11 protein-coding genes and 1 pseudogene are annotated in these 20,567 nt (G+C 33.9%); 7 read left to right on the forward strand and 5 right to left on the reverse strand.

Annotated elements, in window-relative coordinates; translation table 11 throughout:
- Positions 1-3 precede the first annotated feature (3 nt).
- The 4 genes and pseudogenes from TERY_RS04980 to TERY_RS36260 form a co-directional block, all read left to right on the forward strand.
- A complete protein-coding gene (locus TERY_RS04980; RefSeq protein ID WP_011610823.1) occupies positions 4-1,536 on the forward strand; it encodes a ferredoxin--nitrite reductase in 1,533 nt (510 codons plus the stop codon).
- Between the two features lie 409 nt (positions 1,537-1,945).
- On the forward strand, positions 1,946-3,454 hold the full coding sequence (locus tag TERY_RS04985; RefSeq protein ID WP_011610824.1) for an MFS transporter: 1,509 nt from the start codon (positions 1,946-1,948) through the stop codon (positions 3,452-3,454).
- Between the two features lie 151 nt (positions 3,455-3,605).
- A complete protein-coding gene (locus TERY_RS04990; RefSeq protein ID WP_011610825.1) occupies positions 3,606-5,810 on the forward strand; it encodes a molybdopterin-dependent oxidoreductase in 2,205 nt (734 codons plus the stop codon).
- 944 nt (positions 5,811-6,754) lie between these two features.
- Positions 6,755-6,868: pseudogene (locus TERY_RS36260) on the forward strand (RloB domain-containing protein); the annotation flags it as partial.
- A gap of 1,034 nt (positions 6,869-7,902) precedes the next feature.
- Here the strand turns inward: TERY_RS36260 and TERY_RS04995 are convergent.
- The 3 genes from TERY_RS04995 to TERY_RS36265 form a co-directional block, all read right to left on the reverse strand.
- Positions 7,903-8,268 carry a type II toxin-antitoxin system PemK/MazF family toxin gene (locus tag TERY_RS04995; protein WP_011610826.1) on the reverse strand — a complete coding sequence of 122 codons (366 nt, stop codon included), beginning with the start codon at positions 8,266-8,268 and terminating at the stop codon, positions 7,903-7,905.
- A complete protein-coding gene (locus tag TERY_RS32355; protein ID WP_071820740.1) occupies positions 8,261-8,563 on the reverse strand; it encodes a DUF2281 domain-containing protein in 303 nt (100 codons plus the stop codon). The genes TERY_RS04995 and TERY_RS32355 overlap by 8 nt, the downstream gene beginning before the upstream one ends.
- Positions 8,564-8,732: 169 nt before the next feature.
- On the reverse strand, positions 8,733-8,957 hold the full coding sequence (locus tag TERY_RS36265; RefSeq protein ID WP_370497152.1) for a toxin-antitoxin system TumE family protein: 225 nt from the start codon (positions 8,955-8,957) through the stop codon (positions 8,733-8,735).
- A 99-nt stretch (positions 8,958-9,056) separates the two neighbouring features.
- Here TERY_RS36265 and TERY_RS32360 point away from each other — a divergent pair, with 99 nt between their 5' ends.
- Entirely contained in the window at positions 9,057-9,194 is a 138-nt protein-coding gene (locus TERY_RS32360) for a hypothetical protein (protein ID WP_155994314.1), read from the forward strand.
- Between the two features lie 1,715 nt (positions 9,195-10,909).
- On the opposite strand, the gene metH is transcribed toward TERY_RS32360, so the two are convergent.
- Positions 10,910-14,500, reverse strand: coding sequence for a methionine synthase (gene metH / locus TERY_RS05005; RefSeq protein ID WP_044137191.1), 3,591 nt, complete (start codon positions 14,498-14,500; stop codon positions 10,910-10,912).
- Between the two features lie 1,299 nt (positions 14,501-15,799).
- On the opposite strand from metH, the gene TERY_RS05010 reads away from it, so the two are divergent.
- Positions 15,800-17,101 carry a response regulator gene (locus TERY_RS05010; RefSeq protein ID WP_011610829.1) on the forward strand — a complete coding sequence of 434 codons (1,302 nt, stop codon included), beginning with the start codon at positions 15,800-15,802 and terminating at the stop codon, positions 17,099-17,101.
- 443 nt (positions 17,102-17,544) lie between these two features.
- On the forward strand, positions 17,545-18,417 hold the full coding sequence (locus TERY_RS05015) for a PhzF family phenazine biosynthesis isomerase (protein ID WP_011610830.1): 873 nt from the start codon (positions 17,545-17,547) through the stop codon (positions 18,415-18,417).
- A 1,252-nt stretch (positions 18,418-19,669) separates the two neighbouring features.
- On the opposite strand, the gene TERY_RS05020 is transcribed toward TERY_RS05015, so the two are convergent.
- Entirely contained in the window at positions 19,670-20,446 is a 777-nt protein-coding gene (locus TERY_RS05020) for an NAD-dependent epimerase/dehydratase family protein (protein ID WP_011610831.1), read from the reverse strand.
- Between the last annotated feature and the right edge of the window lie 121 nt (positions 20,447-20,567).

The following is a 20,567-nucleotide window of genomic DNA, read 5'->3' on the forward strand; positions in this document are numbered from 1 at the left end:
TAGATGACTGAGACTATACAGCGCAAAATGAAACTAAATAGTTTTGATAAATTTAAGGCAGAAAAAGATGGTCTAGCAGTAAAAACAGAAATAGAACATTTTGCTAAAATAGGTTGGGAAGCAATAGACAAAACAGACCGCAACCACAGACTTAAATGGTTGGGTGTATTCTTTAGACCTGTAACTCCAGGCAAATTTATGTTACGGATGCGTATGCCTAATGGAATGCTCTCAAGTCAACAAATGCGAGTCTTGGCAGGAATAGTCCAACGCTACGGCGATGATGGCAATGCCGACATTACCACCCGACAAAATTTACAACTGCGAGGAATTGCAATTGAAGACATTCCAGACATTTTCAATAGACTTGAAAAAGTTGGCTTAACCAGTGTTCAATCTGGCATGGATAATGTGCGAAATATCACAGGTTCCCCAGTTGCTGGCATTGATGCTACCGAACTATACGATACCCGTGAGTTAATCAAGCAAGTCCAAGACATGATTACTGACAACAATAAAGGCAACTTTGAGTTTACTAATTTACCAAGAAAATTCAATATAGCGATCGCCGGATGTCGTGATAATTCAGTCCACGCCGAAATCAACGATATTGCATTTATTCCAGCCTACAAAAATGATAAATTTGGCTTCAACGTTCTGGTAGGTGGCTTCTTTTCCGCCAAACGGTGCGAAGCCGCTATACCTCTAAATGCTTGGGTAGAACCCAATCAAGTCATTGCCCTTTGTCGAGCTATCTTAGAAGTATATCGTGATTACGGACTCCGGGAAAATCGGCAAAAATCAAGGTTAATGTGGCTTATTGACGAGTGGGGGCTCACAAAGTTCCGCTCACAAGTTGAGAAACAAATAGGGCTAACTCTAGAAACAGAAGCCCTCAAAGATGAAATTCTCTGGGAAAAGCGTGACCACATTGGCATTTACAAACAAAAACAACCAGGGTTAAACTACATTGGGTTAAATATTCCTGTTGGCAGATTATATGCTGTCGATATGTTTGACCTAGCTCGTTTGGCTGAAGTTTATGGCAATGGAGAAATCCGTTTGACGGTAGAACAAAATGTCATCATTCCTAATGTTCCTGATTCTCGGCTGGAAACATTTAGAAGTGAACCCCTCCTGAAAAAATTTTCTTTTGAGCCTCAACCACTAACTAGAGCTGTAGTTTCTTGTACAGGATCACAATTTTGTAACTTTGCCTTGATAGAAACTAAAAATCGCGCCTTAGCAATAGCAAAAGAACTAGAAACGGAACTATCAATACCAAAACCAGTACGCATTCATTGGACTGGTTGCCCCAACTCTTGCGGACAACCACAGGTTGCAGACATTGGTCTGATGGGCACTAAAGTTCGCAAAAACGGGAAAATGGTCGATGGTGTTAATCTATATATGGGTGGGAAAGTTGGTAAAGATGCTCAACTTGGCAGTTGTGTTCAAAAAAGTATTCCTTGTGAAGACCTCAAGCCAATATTGCGGAGTTTGCTAATTAAAAATTTTGCTGCTCAACCAAAATAAGTCTGTGCTCAAAGTTATTGAACGAGTACACAGAGAGTTATTCAATTCTTACCCAGTAGTACCATCCTGCTTGATGTAAAGGATAGGTTATGGCTAAGGCCATGCTCCAAATTTTCCTTTGGTTATACTGCGTCAATTAAAAAGCGAAAATATCAACATATCATCAACACTGGAAAAAATTAAAAAAATAGAATAAAATAGATGACAGTGTTATTGATAAGGTAAGAAAAAGATGATATTGTATATGGTATTAGTACAGTAGACATTAGAAAAAGTTGTTAATAAACAAAAAATAATAGAAATAATATTAACAACCAGACCTACTCAAAAAGCATTTTCATTTTGATTTCATGGGGGCATTTCAGCTATAACATAGCTTTGGACCATTTCTGCAATTATCAATAAAAGTATGTTAACAAAACTCTGGTCTTTTCGCGGTCGTTACCGCATTCTCCATTTAACCTGGTTTGCTTTTTTTCTCTCCTTTGTTGTTTGGTTTAACTTAGCACCATTAGCAACAGCACTAAAAGAAGACTTAGGTTTAGAAACTTCTCAAATCAGAACTATTGCCATCTGTAATGTAGCACTCACAGTACCTGCCCGAATTATCATCGGAATGCTACTAGATAAATACGGACCAAGAATCACCTATTCACTCTTGCTCATGTATGCAGCCATTCCCTGTATTGGCTTTGCTTTAGCCCAAAACTTTAGCCATTTGGTAATCAGTCGTTTGGCATTAAGTATTGTAGGTGGTGGTTTCGTGATTGGTATCCGCATGGTAGCAGAGTGGTTTCCCCCTAAAGAAATAGGTTTGGCAGAAGGTATTTATGGCGGTTGGGGTAACTTTGGTTCTGCTGGCGCTGCCTTTACACTCCCAACTATAGCGGCTTGGTTAACTTTTGGTTCAGGCGATGTCTTAAATTGGCGGGTATCGATCGCTCTGACAGGTATTATTGCTGCACTCTATGGTGTGTTTTACTTCTTTAATGTTCTAGACACTCCTCCTGGTAAAACATATCAAAAACCGAAATGTGCCAGAGGCTTAGAAGTTACTACCCCAAAAGATTTCCTTTTTTTGGTTTTGATGAACATTCCTTTAACAGGAGTTCTGTGTTTGTTAGGTTGGCGTTTAAGTAAAGTAGGTTTCTTATCCACAAGTCAACTTTATATTGTCTGGCTAGTGCTATTAGGTTTATACGCTTTCCAAACTTATAACTGTTGGATAACCAACAAAGAGTTAATTGCTCAAGAAAAACACTATCCCCCTAGCGATCGCTATAAATTCTCTCAGGTAGCAATTTTAGAGTTAACTTATTTTGTGAATTTTGGTTCTGAATTAGCAGTAGTTTCTATGCTGCCTGCTTTCTTTGAAAATACTTTTGGTCTTAGTAAGACAATGGCAGGAATGATTGCTGCTAGTTATGCTTTTATGAACTTGGTATCTCGTCCTGGTGGTGGTTTAATTTCTGATAAGTTAGGTAGTCGTAAATTAACAATGACAGTATTGACTGTAGGGATGGCGATCGGCTATTTGACAATGGGTAACGTTAAAGGAAGTTGGTGGTTGCCTGCAGCGGTGTTGCTAACGATGCTTTGTTCTTTCTTTGTTCAAGCTGCAGAAGGTTCCACTTTTGCCATAGTTCCCCTAATAAAACGGCGAGTGACTGGTCAAATAGCAGGTAATGTAGGTGCTTATGGTAACGTAGGAGCAGTCTTATATCTGACTTTGTATAGTTTCCTGCCTGAAGGTGCTATTGGTGACAAGATTTTCTTTGAAGTTATTGGTGTGACATCAATGATCGTTGCTTTCATCTGTGCATTCTTTCTCAAAGAGCCAGAAGGTTCATTTGCTGAACACCATGAGGGAGAAGAGGAAGTACAGATAGAATCTCATACCTTATTCGCTGAGGAATAAGATTGAAAAGCCTTAATAAAAATGGGTTTTAGCGATTTTTATTGCCTTGTATTTACTGACATTTTCTCGGTTATGCTGCACCCTTGAGGTATTTTTTACCCCAGAAAATTTGTAAGTACTATTAGTAAGTTTCCAAAAAATTAAGTGCACTATGAAAACTACAAAAACTGCTTGCCCTTATTGTGGCGTAGGCTGCGGATTAGAAGTATCACCACCAGCAACCCCAGGAAAAGTAACAAATCGCGATAGTAAAGGTAATCCAACTTGGCAAGTACGGGGCGATCGCTCTCATCCATCAAGTCAAGGCAAAGTTTGTCTCAAAGGTGCTACCGTTGGCGAAGCATTGGATAAAAGTCGCCTTAAGTATCCAATGATGCGCAATACCCTAGATGAAGCTTTTCGTCGTGTTACTTGGGAAGAAGCCTTTCGGCGCATTGTTAACCAAATTCAAAAAGTACGTTTTTCTCAGGGACCAGATGCAATTTGTATGTATGGGTCTGGTCAGTTCCAAACAGAAGACTATTACGTTGCTCAAAAGTTGCTTAAAGGATGTCTGGGAACTAACAACTTTGATGCCAACTCTCGCCTCTGTATGTCTTCAGCAGTATCTGGATACATTCAAAGTTTTGGGTCTGATGGTCCTCCTTGTTGCTACGATGACTTAGAAAAGACAGACTGTGCATTTTTAATAGGTACTAATACAGCCGAATGTCATCCTATTATCTTTAACCGTCTCCGGGCATCTAAAAAAAGAAATAAAAAAGTCAAAATGATTGTGGTAGACCCCCGTCGTACCAAAACCGCAGAAGTAGCAGACCTACATTTGGCAATTCGACCAGGTACAGATATTGACTTACTTAATGGTATAGCTAATCTGCTCATACAGTGGGGTTTACTGGATGCAATGTTTATAGATGAGTGTACGAAGGGCTTCCCTGAATACGTAAATATCATTCGTCAGTATCCACCGGGGCTGGTAGCACGTCATTGTGGAATTCGCTTGGATGAGTTGGAAACAGCCGCTCGTTATTGGGGAAAATCCGAGAGAGTTTTATCTTTGTGGTCAATGGGGATGAATCAGTCATCAGAGGGTACAGCAAAAGTGCGAACCTTAATTAATCTTCATTTAATGACAGGTGATATAGGCAAACCAGGCACAGGTCCGTTTTCTCTTACTGGTCAACCAAATGCCATGGGTGGAAGGGAAGCAGGTGGACTAGCTCATCTTTTGCCTGGTTATCGAATGGTAAAAAATTCTCAACATCGTGCTGAGGTTGAAAAATTGTGGGAACTAACTCCCGGAAAAATTTCTGATGTACCTGGTCGCAGTGCTTGGGAAATGATTATGGCTTTGGAACGCAAAGAAATTGGTTGTTTGTGGATTGCGGCCACTAATCCTGCTGTGAGTATGCCTGATTTAAAACGGACTAAGGCTGCTTTGTTGCGATCGCCTTTTACTATTTATCAAGATGCTTATTATCCCACCGAAACAGCTGAATATGCTCACCTATTATTACCGGCAGCTCAGTGGGGAGAAAAAACAGGCACTATGACAAATTCGGAGCGAGTGGTGACTTTGTGTCCGGCATTTCGTGAACCTCTCAGAGAAGCTAAAGCAGATTGGGAAATCTTTGCCGAGGTAGGTCGCCGTTTAGGATTTACAAATCACTTTAATTTTGCTGACTCGGAAGCTGTCAGAGCTGAGTTTTTGGAATTGACACGGGATCGCCCCTGTGATATGACAGGCATTACCTATCAACGACTCCAAGAAAAAGGTCCGACTCAATGGCCTTGTCCTGATAGTAGTGGCGTATCTCAGGAGCGTCTGTATACTGACTTTCGATTTAATACTCCCGATGGCAGGGCGAGGTTTGCAGCATATTACTCTCAAGGACTAGCAGAACCACCTAATCCTGATTATCCATTCATTTTAACAACTGGACGATTATATGGTCATTGGCACACTCAAACCCGTACAGGGCGTATTGAAAAAATTCGCAAAATGTATCCCCTACCATTTATGGAAATTCATCCCCAGGATGCTCAGAGATTGGAGATTTCAGATAATGATTGGGTAGAAGTAAGGTCGCGAAGAGGTTATAGCAGATTTCCAGCCAAAATCACCAAAGCTATTACTCCAGGTACTGTATTTGTACCGATGCACTGGGGTGCATTATGGGCACATCAGGCAGAGGCAAATACTCTGACTCATCCTCAAGCTTGTCCTGAGTCTGGACAACCAGAGTTAAAAGCTTGTGCTGTACAGTTACAACCAGTTAAATTTCAAGCAGCTCCTATAGCGCTATGGGCAAGTAAAAAGTCAACCCCCTTGGGAGAAGTAAAAAGCTCAAAGTAATTTCTATTTCCTGTTTCCTAATTTATCCCTATTTCCCCACCATCCCACCTCTCTCTACTTTGGAGTGTTATAAGAAACCAGATTTATACAAAACAATGATTCCCTATTATTCGGAAATGATAGTCACCCCAGACTCAAAAAGGTTAATGTGTATTAGGGAATGACATATTTTGTCATAGCCCTGTTGTTTTGATGTTTTACAAATATCATGATCAAGTCTTTTAAAAAATACAGTTAATTCTAATAGAACCCTGAAATCATTAATATCAAAACCTTGAAATACCTGTATAAAAACTTAGTTTTCCCAAGAAGATGTTTAATATTTTTAATCTGCTTAATTCCAAAGCTTTTTCAAGGGCTTCTTTTTTTTATTGTTATTTTAAATGAGGAGAATGATCGTAAGTTCCAAAAAGAGACAAAGTAATGATAAGTCGATAGTTATACAATTTTTGCTTCACAGAACCTGAACGTCTAACTAAGATGATGTTTTGGCTTTGGTAATTTTGGCGCGTAATTATTCTTGAATTGCGATCGCCAAACTATTAACTAAAATTTTTTTTATTTTTGCCAAATTTAGATTTCATATTGATTCATCAACACCATATTTTTCACATTGATAAATAGTTGAGTTTCCTCAAAAGTGTTACTGTTTATATGGCTAATACTAGCGGCAAAAGTAATTTGATTAAAGTCATGAATTTTCAGGCTTGGTTTATGCTCAATTCACCAAAAGAAACTCATAAATAAGAAAAATTAATTGCTGATTAAACTAGATAAAATACACTATTTCTTTCTCTAAATGCTCAATTTAACCGCCAAATCTCTACAAGTATTTTCCTCTGGTTTCTAGAAAGGATATAATTTATTGGCGAGGTTTTCGTAAAAATACGATTTCTTTAGTTACAGAAGATTTAAGGATTAAAGAATAAAATAATGACTATGATCAAGTTGTGTGTATATTTGACCGTGATTCCTTTCTGGTAGAAAATTTTAATCAACCCATCAAATATGCTCAAGATAATAATATTAAGGTATCATATTCTAATTCAACTTTTTAACCTTGGTATTTGTTACATTTTGATGATTGTAATACTGCAATTTATCCCAAACCAGATAAACAACTTTTAACTTAAAAGTATGAATAAAAAATATGCTAAAAATAGCAACACAATATGTGAAAATAGTGCCTTTTTCACTCCACAAAAGTACCAGCTTTTGAGTAGCTTAAGATCATGTATATTAGTATTTTGGCCAAACAAAAACAGAGAAATCAAAGGACAACTCTGACTCCTACCTCGTAATTAATTTCTATTTATTCCTAATTCCTAACTTCACTCATAAGACTTTTTCCGTAAACTCTAAATAGGTGTGAAGCGATACATTTTCATCCTGTGAAGCACCACAAAAAATTTGCATCAATTAAGCTGGCATTCTCAAAGCAAATCTGATACTATAGATATTAAAGTACTTGCTTGCACATAAGCTAGATTTTTTATTCAACAAAAAAAATCTAGGTCAATTACCAAAAAATTGAGTCTAAAGCCTTGCCCTTTTGGGGTGACTGTTTAGTTATTTTTTTGAATAATGATTTTTTTTGATTCTGGGTGCTGACAATTAACTGTAAGTTATGGTTTATATATGGAAATGTTCATTAACATACAGTGTATAAATTTTTGATTAAAGGCAGAATGCAGAAGGTAAAAGTCAAAGAGCAGAAGTTTTTTTTAGTTATGAAGTAAAAACCGCTATACTTCTTATAAAAGTTATTAGATTAATTTTAAATTCGTTCAAGTTACTACATATAAAATTATCATTCTTGGAATTACTGAAAATATTCTTCAAAGCCCTATTGGATATTAAAGTTAATTGTTTTGATAAAATATCCTGAAAAAGCCCATAGTTAAGCTTAATAAATTTATATCTTACTTACTCAAAACTAAGAAAAACCATATTATTTTGAGCACTTCAAGAGCCAGAAATTATATAATTTATAATAGTAAAATTATATCATAATTGTCATCGTGGTTCCAAAAGAAGCCACAAACTTTATAAACAAAATAAATTTATTCACAATAAATGGGAATTCATATCCTCATATTAAACTATCATATTCATAATCTATACAGATAATTAAACCTGCTAGTAACTCTTCAAGAATAGAATTTGAAACTCGCCCAAGACATCTCACAAATCTTTCATTAGCAATACTACGAACTTGAAGCACATTACCAGCAGAATCGTTATCTAAACCATTTTCATCAGTTTTCGGTATCGAAATCATAAATAGACGGTTTTTAAATTTAGATTGCCATTTAGCTATAGGAACAATAATTTTAACACTTACTGATCTAAAAATGTTTGAACTAATCACAATTGCTGGGCGAGTTTTTTTTATTTCTTGACCTCTAGTAGGGTCTAATTTTACTAACCATACTTCTCCTCTTTTAGGGTTATTCATCTCCTGTTTCCCAATCTTCTCCATCAAGAATAAAAAACTCTGTTAATTCTGGATCATTCAAAAAATCTTCAGCAGTTTTATCTATTGATGGTGTTAATAATTTATGACGCTCTACTATAGGTAAACGGGCAATTTCTTTAAGAGATAACTGATTATTATAATTAACTTGAGAGTGGTTCAATTTATGTTGAATAAACTGAATAAAGTCTAGTACTTCCTGTTGTTTTTCTGGTGGTAATAATTTAAGATTATCCAAAATTACTTGCTCAATATTATTATTTGTTATTGTCGTCATAAAATCCATCTCCAACTGATAGAAAAAAGTGAGCATATTGTCTACCCCAAATTCAACTATATCAAAATAGGCATTCAAATATTTGGCCATAGAATGATAAGTGATGATCGCTGTTTTAGACTTTTCTAGACAAAATTATTCCTTTGCATTCTGATGCAGATTAATTTTTTTAGTCTGTAACAAGTCTAATTTTTTGAACTGCTCCTAAATATTGGGGCAACTTGGATAACTGAAAACATTTATCAACAAGCCAAAATATTGTCAATTCTCTGCAATACATCATTAGGGGCGTTTGAGGACAGAACATTATTTCGATAACTTCATGTTTATGGTCAGGGAAATTTAACAACTTTAGCTTTTTATGATACCTCGTATTATCATAGCGGAAAATCAGGTTATTTGAGGTTAGTTAACTATTGTTGAAGATCTAATGTTTATTCACCATTAGTTTATATATATTGATCTAATTATACTGAATCAAGTTATATAAATTATGGTAAAATCATACAAACAGACTAATTTGTGGCGTCAAACCAGCCCACCGCTTAACCGAATTCTTGATAAATTACCATTTGTCCTATATCAAGTCATTGAAACTTTTGTGAATTTCGATCCACCAAGGGGAGGCTAGTTCTTAAAAGCGTCTAGAAGTTTTCTTATAGACATTGGGAGATATCCTCTCAGTCGGTCAATGTTGCTGTGGGTTGAATTGTTAGCACTCATAGTATTAGCTGTCTGATATTGATAAGAATATATAAGCACTTAAAACTTAATTGTTTACCTAACCTAGTTTTATATTAAATATGCAATATAAGAGATTAAGCTAAAAAAAATGTGCCATTAATTTTGTCAAGCTGCTTATCACCCTCTACAGTTATTTTTACATCTAAAAACTCGTAAAAGTAAAGTATTGAATTGTGTTTAAATCTAACTTTTCCCGGAAAAACTTTTATCTGCACTTTATTTTTAGGAATTAAATGTAAAATTTTGAATAACTGAAAATGTCTGAAGATTTTTAGCTACTTAATAAAAATCTTGTTGGATAAGCAAAATAAACTGATTTATATATTTATAATTTTTGATAATATCGTTCTCTCATTATTGATTATGTAATGTATTTATATAACTCTCAATTTTCTGAAAATTTATCATTTTATTATATTTTTATAATTCCAACATCTGCTGCCTATTCTTAATTGTAAATATACAATTTTTTGCACCATTAAAACATAGTTATTTATATTTTTTTCCTCGAATTATGCCTTTAAAATAACTTCATTAAGAGACTATCATCTAAAAATTATGTACTATTTAATAAAGTACTATTAAGTCGTGAAGTTGCTGCAAATAATCTTTAAATAACAAATTCAATATATCCCAATTTTTCGGTATTTTCTTCCAGTAGTTTCAACATCAAAGCTTCTCCTATCCATTCATCTAATTCTAATATTTCTTCAAATTAATCTTATAAGAGTATTTTTTTAGTTTTAGTAATTCCTAATTTTAGTAATTTTACTCGGTCAGAAATAAGACTGTCAATGTTATTTGTTAATGATTATGGATACTGGAATTTAACTTTAAATTCTGGCATGTTTATTATCTCCTTTGAAAGTCAGTGTAGGTTGGGTTGAAGGATAGTAAAACCTAACAAAGTTTTAGTATTATTAGGTTTTGTTTGGGTACCAAACCTACGCTTAAAAGATAACTAGTATCCAAAAAATAGACTTCTTTCATATTATACAAATAACGATCGCGATCGCTTACAGTATCCTTTACATAATATTCCACAGGATTTTTATATAAATCTCAAATGGAAGGTGTTTTTTAATGCTGATGATAATAATTTTCCCATTTTCTTGAATAACCTCAAATTATTAGCTTTCTCCTCATAATTCTTTAGGTATTAATAAACCTTGTTCTGTTGCTGTTAATTTTATGTTTGATTACCCTCATTAATTTTGTAGATTAATTCATGAAGATGACTTGATATCAAATATTATGAGAAATTATTCTGTAAATAACTGATATTTGGTCTCAAATTTCTGCAATTTTTTATTTAGTTTATTCAATACCATCAGACAAAAACTGTAACTATTTTTCTAATGCTGATTTTCAAAAGGTTATTAATAATTCTGGGTGCAGGTATTTAATTTTTAATTCTAGCATATTTATGAGCTCTTTTAAAAGTAATCAAATTTAAGATTTCTAGACATTGACAAGATAATAAAGATTAGTAATTTCTAGATTAATTTAGACAAGCGATCGCTCCTCCATTTCACAAAAAAATGAGGAGCGTCGCTATTTCTGTGTGAGCATATTGCCCACCCTAAATTCAACTACATCAAACTACGCACTAAAATACTTCGCCGCAGAATGATAAGTAACGATCGCCGTCGTAGACTGTTCAGGATACAACTGCTCACTCTCATCCATATACATATCAATTCTTTTAGTCTCCAACAAATCTAACTGCTTAAACTGATCCTGCATATTCGGACAAGCAGGATAACCAAAACTATAACGTGAACCTTGATAACGCTGTCTCAGAATATCCTTAATATTATCCGCATCCTTACTACCAAAACCCAACTCCCGACGAATACGAGCGTGTAACCACTCCGCCATCGCTTCCGCAGTTTGTACCGCCATACCGTGGAAATACAAATAATCTGTATATTGATTATCTGCAAACAATTTCTGAGCAAACTCAGTCGCTATTTCTCCCACTGTCACAGCGTGCATCGGAAACACATCAATAACTCCCGACTCCTTAGGAGCAAAAAAGTCAGTAATACACAACCGTCGCCCTGACTTTTGCCGTGGAAACTCAAAACTGTTGACAACTTTTGTTGCCTTTCCAGTCTGACTCATTTCCTCCGAGTCGTAAATTAAAAGTGTATTGCCTTCTGCTTGACAAGGGAAATAACCATAAATTGCTTGGGGATGTAGCAACTTTTCTGTAATTACCCGTGACTTCCAGGTTTCCAGAATAGGATAAACTTTCTCAGCTAAAAACTCATCATACTCTTCCCGCGACTGGTCTTTAGGTTTACGGAATTGCCATTGCCCCGCTATCAACGCTTGCAAATCTAAATACCAGAATAATTCCTCAAATGGCATATCCTCTGGTTGTAATAACTTGGTTCCCCAGAAAGGCGGAGTCGGGCGCTCAATATCAACTGGCACATCATCAGAACGTCGAGTATCTACTGGAGCAGCAGTTTGACTTTCCTCTTGATCTTCAGACTTAACTGAAGTAGCAACTTTACCATTACCATTACCATTACCATTACCATTACCATTACCATTACCATTACCATTACCATTTTCTTCCGCCAACTCATTTAAAAACCCTTGGATATCATCCCACTGCTTTTCTGCTTTTGCTGGCATTAACTTATCCATGAAATTCAAATCAGAAAAAGCATCTTTACCATAAACAACCTTACCTTTGTAAGTATTTTGGCAATCTTCATGGACAAACTTAGGAGTTAGTGCTGCACCACCTAAAATCACCGGAACAGTAATACCTTCTTGATTAAATGTTTCCAAATTATCTTTCATAAATGCAGTTGACTTCACCAATAAACCACTCATAGCAATACAGTCAACATTATGTTCTCGATAAGCAGTAATAATATTATCAACTGGCTGTTTAATTCCTAAGTTAATTACCCGATAACCATTATTTGACAAGATAATATCCACAAGATTTTTACCAATATCATGCACATCTCCCTTAACAGTAGCAATAAGGAAAGTTCCCTTAGAATTATCTCCTGACTCTTCCTTTTCCATATAAGGTTGTAGATAAGCAACAGCTGCTTTCATAGTTTGAGCAGACTGTAATACAAATGGTAATTGCATTTGTCCAGAACCGAATAATTCTCCTACTACTTTCATGCCATTTAATAAGAAGACATTGATAATATCTAGTGGCGGATATGTTTCTAAAGCTTTTCTCAAAGCATCTTCTAAACCAATACGTTCCCCATCAATAATATGTTGTTTTAAACGTTCTTCAATTGGTAAATTTTCTGTAGCAGAACGGTCTTTTTTAGTCGTTTTACCCTCAAACATTTTTGTCAATTCAGTTAGAGGATCATAAACACAAATATCCCCTTCAAATTGACGTTGGTCATATATTAGTTTCCGACAAATATCTTGATGTTTTGGTTCAATTTTTGCTAAAGGTAAAATCTTATTTGCACTAACAATTGCACCATCCAGCCCTACTGCCATTGATTCATGCAAAAACACTGAGTTCAACACTTGTCTAGCTGCAGGGTTTAAGCCAAATGAAACATTAGAAACTCCGAGCATTATATGACAGCCTGGCAACTCTTCTCGGATCCGTTTAATAGCTTCAATTGTTGCTTTTCCATTCTCCCTATCCTCTTCAATACCTGTAGAAATTGGCAAAGCTAGGGTATCAAAAAACAATTCACGGGCTGGAATGCCATATTCTATTGCTGCATCATAAGCTCGTTTAGCTATTTCAAATTTTTTGTCAGCTGTCCTAGCCATTCCATCTTCATCAATAGTTCCAACTACTACACCAGCACCATATTTTTTCGCCAATTCTAATACTTGATAAAAACGGGGTTCTCCATCTTCATAGTTAGTAGAATTAAGCAAACATTTACCACCAGCAACCTTTAAACCAGCCTCCATTTTTTCCCATTCTGTCGAATCTAACATCAGAGGCAAATTAACATTTGTGACCAAGCGAGATGCTAATTCGTGCATATCGCGCACCCCATCACGTCCCACATAATCAACATTAACATCAAGTATTTGTGCCCCTTCTTTTACCTGAGATTTTGCTAGGGCAACTAAGCCATCCCAGTCTTCATCATTTAGTAAAGTTCGGCATTTTTTAGAACCGCTAGCATTCAGTCTTTCACCAACAATTAAGAATGAGTTATCTTGTTCATAAGTTTCTGAAGAATAGATAGAAGCTGCTGCCGGAATATAGTTAGGTTTTCGTTCTTTTGGTTTGAGGGTTTCAGTAATTTCAGCTAATGCTTTAATATGGTCGGGGCGAGTACCACAACAACCACCGATGACTTGGACTCCTAAGTCTTCAACGAAGTGCATTAATGCCATTTTTAACTCTACAGGAGTTAGTTTATAGTGAGCTTGTCCCCCAATATTTTCTGGCAAACCAGCATTAGGAATACACGAAACAATAAAAGGCGAATTTTCTGACAAATAACGAATATGTTCTTTCATTAAATCTGGGCCTGTAGCGCAATTTAATCCCAGAATATCAATAGAATAAGGTTCTAAAATTGTCAGAGCAGCATTAATTTCTGAACCGACTAACATAGTTCCAAAAGATTCCATTGTTACTGATACCATGATAGGTCGGCGATCGCCTTTTTTCGCAAAGATTTCTTCTATGCCATTTAAAGCAGCTTTTATTTGCAAAACATCCTGACAAGTTTCGACAAGAAATAAGTCTACTCCTCCATCAAAAAGACCTTCAGCTTGTTCAGTAAAACTATCTTTTAGGGTAGCAAAATCAATATGTCCGAGGGTAGGTAATTTTGTTCCTGGTCCAATTGAACCAGCCACAAATCTAGGTTTTTCTGGGGTAGAATATTCAGCAGCAGCAGACTTGGCTAATTCCGCTGCTGTTTTATTCAGATAATAAGCCTGGTCTGCTAAGTCATATTCTGCTAAAACAATTTTTGTCCCACCAAAAGTATCAGTTTCTATCACATCCGCACCTGCTGCTAAGAAATCTCGATGAACTTTGGCTACTGCGTCTGGTTTAGTATGGACAAGATATTCATTACAACCTTCATATTCTTTTCCGCCAAAGTCTTCTGCTGTTAGGTTTTGGACTTGTAAGCTAGTACCCATAGCACCATCAAAGACGATCACTGGGCGTTCTGGACTATGGAGACGGTTTAAAAACTGGCTGTTCATCATCGTATATTTAATATTTTAGTGTTAGTATTTATACTACTATTTTGAGAGGTTCAAAGCAATTTATTTTTCAAATTATAATATAGATTGTATTGTGTTTATCAATTAAGTAGAAATAGAATCAAATCATAGAAACAGATTTTATCATTAAAGGGGTTATCTGTTAACTACTATCAGCTCTGGTGTTGCTATTCTCATCATTTTTCTCTCACTTTAACACAGTTAAATAATAACTAAAATCAACTTATAACCATTCAAAAAGTCATCGAAATATGCTAATTGATTATAACTTCTATAGTAATCCTAAATCATTTATGAAAAATTACTAGTATTTTGAAAAATAGCTTTAACCACTCTTACTTTTGGTTTCTCTATTCAGCATAAATACATTGTATTCGTTCCTCTCTTTCACTTTTCAGATAGGATTTTTATCTAAATTCTATTATCAATAATTACTAATTAATTAACATGCTGTATTTATGCAATAAATTATTCTACTTATTTCTTCCAAAGAATAATTATAGACGATCAATTATTTTGTATTTAATCTCTTGATTTTTTTTATGGGATTGCAACTACAACTTTATCCGTAAAGTAATTAAATACAATGAAATTAAAGTAATCATCATTAATAATAGCCAATAAAAATAATCTTAAAAAAATACGGCATTATTTAATATGAAAAATGAAATATAAATCAATCAACTAAAATGTCAAAAAAAAAATGAGCTCAATAGAATGCAAAAAAATAAAAAATAATAGTAATAAAAAATATCAAATAGCCTATAAAATCATGTAAAAATAGTTATTTTTTAGTGGAAATATAATAGTTATTATTTATGCTGTTATAGCTATAAAATTATTTAATTTTACATTTGATAAAATTGTTTATACAAGGTTAATTACACATTTATAAAACCTAAATTATTTGTTTTATGAAAAGCATAAATGATTAAAATCGGCAAATAATGCTCTGAGGTACTTAACTTGAAAATACAAGTTTTCTTTAAAGTACATATAAGAGCTAATAGTATTAATCAATGGCTTGTTAGTAGAAAATTGGAAATCCAAACTATAGAAAATACTTCTACCTTCCCAACTATGAACTGGTCAATAGTTACACCTTTCTTAAAATCCCAGCTCATGGAATAGCAAAATTTTTTTTACCATGATTAATCCTGATTTTTATTAAAATACTAGCAAAGTAAACCAAGATAAAACTAATCTCTAAAATTATAAGTACATTTGAAGTAGAATATTTTCTTATAAAATTTTCAGTAAAAAATAAGGGGTAAATTAATGACAAAAAAACTAAATTCAGAGCATATTTTAGTTGTAGATGATGTTCAAGCTAATCTTAAAGTAATAGTTAAAACTTTAACTAATGAAGGATATAAAGTTTCTACAGCAATTAGCAGTGACCAAGCGCTCAAGCAAATTTCCTATGACTTACCTGATTTAATTTTGCTAGATATACAAACCTCTGGTATTGATGGATTTGAAATTTGTCAAAGGTTAAAAGAAAATCCAGAAATGAAAGACATCCCAGTAATTTTAATGGCTGTTCCTTCAAACATTAAAAATATAGTTAAAGGTTTGACATTGGGAGCCGTAGATTATATTACCATACCATTTCAAACAATTGAAGTCCTTAGTAAAGTAAAAAATCACATACATTTACAACAGTTAAAAAAGAATCTCGAAAAAGAAGTAGCTAAGAAAACTTATGAACTTACTCAAGCTTTAGAGCAGTTAAAAGCATCTCAAGTCAAACCCATTAAAAGTGAAGAAATGTTAGTAACGGGAGAATTAATGGCTGGAGTAGCAAATGAATTTAATCACCCCATTGGTTCAATTTATAGTAATTCTTTTTATTTAGAAACATACATAAAAAATATTTTGGAACATCTATTTCTTTATCAAAAAAATTATCCTAATCCTGTAGCAGAAATTATTCAAAGTGCTGAAGATATTGATCTAGATTTTATTATAGAAGATTTCCCTAATATAATTACTTCTATAAAGACGAGCTCAGAAAGGATTAAATACCTGAGCTCATATTTACAAAAATTTCGTAAACAAAGTGTTATTACAGCCCATAAAAGTATTGATAGTGCTCTATTAATTTTGAAGCATCGCCTCAAAGCTAATCAGTATCGCTCCGGTATTAAAGTAGTCAAAAAATATGGAGATTTGCCTAAGATGAAATGTCTGCCTGGACAATTAATTCAGGTATTTATGAATATAATTTATAATGCTATTGATGAGATTGATGAGTTTGGTAAGAAAGTAGGTTTTTCTAATTGTAAATTTGAGCCTAAAATTGTAATTAATACTTTAATGAGTCATGATAAAAAAGAAGTAATTGTCACTATTAAAAACAATGGCATAGGAATGTCAGAAGAAGTTAAGAGAACAGTTTTTGATAAGCTTTCTAATACTAGAGCTTTAGCTAAAGGAACAAGTTTAAGTTTATCTATTGCTCATCAAATTGTGGTCAATAATTATCATGGTAAGCTTTGCTGTGAGTCAATTATAAATAAGGGGTCAAAATTTATTTTGCAATTACCAATAACAGAAATGAGTAAGAATATGAGATAATAATATAATATAAGGTAGACAAAAAGGAAAGTAAATAATCAAGTATAAATGCTGGAAAATTAAAATTCACAGCTAATTCTAATTTAGCTATCTATCAAATATTTTATATTTTTAGCAAACATTGATTAAGTTTGTATAAAAACTAAGACTTACCAAATATTGAATCTGGTTATTTTACTATAAATAAAGTATAGAAACTAGGGAAAGTATTAGATACTTGATCATATTGACATCCGTCCCCTATAAATTCGGTTTCTGATAAATACTTCAAAGTCAGTATATTTGATATAATATTACTCTGAAAAAAAAGAATGCAAAATTATAATTCATCTAAGATAGTTATTTCTATCCCAATCTCCTTTTTTTCAAGATTTACTTGCTCCTTTGCTCTGAGGGAGGTCTGTTGTATGCAAACTCCCTACTATTTGGTATAATAAAGTGTTATGGATTTTTATATTGTAGATGTATTTGCTGAAACTAAATATTCTGGTAATCAATTAGCTGTATTTACTGGCGCTGAAGTAGCTAATCTTTCTGATGAGAAAATGTTACAAATTGCTAGAGAAATGAATTATTCAGAAACTACTTTTCTTCTCTCTTCTGAACAACAAAATGGTGGTTACGATGTGCGAATATTTACCCCGACTAAAGAATTACCTTTTGCCGGGCATCCAACTTTAGGAACTGCTTATATTATTCAGCGAAAAATTATTAAAAGTCTGGTAGAACAAGTAGTTTTAAATCTGGGTGTAGGGCAAATTCCTGTGAGTTGGAAAGGTGAAGTTTTATGGATGAGCCAGAATGTTCCGACTTTTGCTCAAAAACATCAAGTTGAAACTGTGGCAGAGGTATTAAATTTAGAAGTAGTTGATATTGATACTAGATTTCCTATTCAGGAAGTTTCGACAGGGATACCTTTTATAATTGTACCTTTGAAAAGTCTGGTGGCATTGAAAAAAGCTAAGGTTAATTTGGATAAATATTATCAATTTATTCAAACAACAAAGGTAACAGAAATTTTGATATTTTGCCCAGAGACATACAAAGATATTGATGATTTAAGCGTGAGAATGTTTGCTCCCTATTTAGGAATTACTGAAGACCCGGCAACAGGTAGTGCTAATGGTTGTCTAGCAGGATATTTAGCTGAGTATAATTATTTTAATCAGAGGAAAATTGATATTAGAGTAGAACAAGGATATGAAATTAATCGACCATCTTTATTATTGTTACAGGCTGAGAAAAAAGCCGGCAAAATCGAAGTATTTGTGGGTGGAAATGTTGTGATGATTGCTCAAGGAAAATTTGTTGCTTGAAACAGGAAGCAATGAGACTGATTTTCAAAATGGATGTGATGATATTTATCAAGAAAAACAAATAAAAGAAAAGATAAAAAATAGAATGTAAATTAAATATTCAAAGCTCTATACTGCGGGGGGAAATTAAAAATCTATCACGATTAACAAAATTCTTTCTAGAGGTCATTACTAATATCAGTCTCATCAAATAATGCTACAAATAATAAAATAAATATTTTTACTACGAACAAAGATTTGTAAAAGCACTACAAAATCCCACTAAAACTGATAATTATAAAAATATCTATTTTGGGGCTATTATAATCATTTCTACTATGTTACCTATTTTTACTCATCTTTCTCTATATATTTATTTTGTGATTGGTTACTTAAGAAAAAAAGCAATACATTTATAGAGGTATAGGAAGATGAGGATATAAGAAGATTGAAAAACTCATAATTAGCATCTTTTATTATTCAAGCACCAGGAGACTAATGCTAGAAACAATTCCAGCTCAAAATGTAGACTTATGGAGTTAGTCGATAACTTTAATATTCAGTTAGTTGAAGATAATAATTTTCCCTCCGAGTCGCAAGAAAATTTTCCAGAAATAATAGACATAGAAAAAAACTTTTAGATAAAGTTAGAAGAGGATTTATTAACTTACTTAATTATCTACCACTTTAAGAATATGTAGTCAAAATGTAAGTTCTAGAACCGATTTTATTTATTGATGATTTTTATCTTACACCCTTCTATATTAAGTCATAAAATTAGATATAAATAGAGAGCGAAGATGATGGAATAATTATCAAAGTTAGAATTGAAATTCTAGTATTAAAAAAACAACTTTTGGTGATGGTAATTGAATAAAAAAATCTGCATCTTTTGTGGAAGTGAGACTAGATAAAATATTAGTATATATGCTGGGAAATTCTCACAAAAAAACTAGTTATGGTCTAATTACTACTGGCAAAAAAATCACTTTTATCAAGTTAGTTAAAGCTGAAAATCATAAGTATGGAATTTAAAGTTTATTTATAACTCGAAACCCTAGAGATTTGTATTGGGTTCTGCAAATTTTGAAGCATTTAAGTCAAATTGTTTTAAATAGCTAAATAGTAACTACTCAGCGGTCACCTACTAGCAATAAGTGAAAAGATATTCAAATTTATAGTAGTTTTCAGGTTGGGAACATAAAAAAAGAGAACCCTGTAGGGAAATTGCATAGAACCTCCCTACTTCTCTACTGTCTTACTCCCCTATTTCCTACATAAATTTACTGCCTTTTGGCCAACCATATAACTGTAATCTGTAGAAAAAGTTGGGAAACAAAGCGAATAGATACTTAAAAATCTTAAAGCCAAAAGGCTCATCATAAGTTCCCACCCATTCCTTACTATTTTCTATCCAATTAACTATTTTTTCGGCTACCTGATCCGCAGGTGGAGCAGAATTAACGCGATTTTCTCGAATCTTATAAGCTTTATCATTCAAACGATTTACAGGTGCCCAAGCAAACTTACCAGCAATTACGCCAGGGCGATATAACCGCAGGCGAATCATATTTTTACTAGAATGATAAACAATTGGTCCGACACCAGACCAAAAATAATGTAGGGCTATTTTACCAGAATGATAAACAGGTCCGAAACAAGAGGGACTCCCATCAGCAATTGAGCCAATGGCAATTACATCTAAACATCTGCTCCGAGCTAACTTTGCTGCTTCAGTACCAACAACAGCAGGCCAAGAATAATTAACCCTATTCATCGACTCCACTAACTCAACTACAGGGATGCCACCCTCTCCCACTTCCGTCTCAATTTGACCAGCATTCAAAATCACCACATCTGGGTCATACTCAAAGAGTTTTTTGGCATCCTCAATAGTTTCTTGGGGTGAAATACATAGCTCATCAAAAAAATTTCCCTCTAAATTAGGTTGACGAGTCACACCAACAACTTGCCACCCCCGTGACTTATATGCTTTACCCATCGCACTACCTAAAGTGCCAGAAATTCCAGTAATTACAACAGTCTTCATTTTATTTTTTTATAAACAACTAATATATATAGCTCAATAAGTTTAGGTTAGGTCTCAAAACGAAACTCAATCATAATACAATATGGTTCAGTTAAGGATTTTTTTTGGCACTCCTGTAATT

Origin of the sequence: Trichodesmium erythraeum IMS101, assembly GCF_000014265.1 — a bacterium.
Lineage (GTDB): Bacteria > Cyanobacteriota > Cyanobacteriia > Cyanobacteriales > Microcoleaceae > Trichodesmium > Trichodesmium erythraeum.

Excerpts from the sequence above, each read along its gene's own strand:
- TERY_RS04980 (WP_011610823.1), top strand. The coding sequence starts at position 4 with ATGACTGAGACTATACAGCGCAAAATGAAACTAAATAGTTTTGATAAA.
- TERY_RS04985 (WP_011610824.1), top strand. The coding sequence starts at position 1,946 with ATGTTAACAAAACTCTGGTCTTTTCGCGGTCGTTACCGCATTCTCCAT.
- TERY_RS04990 (WP_011610825.1), top strand. The coding sequence starts at position 3,606 with ATGAAAACTACAAAAACTGCTTGCCCTTATTGTGGCGTAGGCTGCGGA.
- TERY_RS04995 (WP_011610826.1), bottom strand. The coding sequence starts at position 8,268 with ATGAATAACCCTAAAAGAGGAGAAGTATGGTTAGTAAAATTAGACCCT.
- TERY_RS32355 (WP_071820740.1), bottom strand. The coding sequence starts at position 8,563 with ATGACGACAATAACAAATAATAATATTGAGCAAGTAATTTTGGATAAT.
- TERY_RS32360 (WP_155994314.1), top strand. The coding sequence starts at position 9,057 with ATGGTAAAATCATACAAACAGACTAATTTGTGGCGTCAAACCAGCCCA.
- metH (WP_044137191.1), bottom strand. The coding sequence starts at position 14,500 with ATGAACAGCCAGTTTTTAAACCGTCTCCATAGTCCAGAACGCCCAGTG.
- TERY_RS05010 (WP_011610829.1), top strand. The coding sequence starts at position 15,800 with ATGACAAAAAAACTAAATTCAGAGCATATTTTAGTTGTAGATGATGTT.
- TERY_RS05015 (WP_011610830.1), top strand. The coding sequence starts at position 17,545 with ATGGATTTTTATATTGTAGATGTATTTGCTGAAACTAAATATTCTGGT.
- TERY_RS05020 (WP_011610831.1), bottom strand. The coding sequence starts at position 20,446 with ATGAAGACTGTTGTAATTACTGGAATTTCTGGCACTTTAGGTAGTGCG.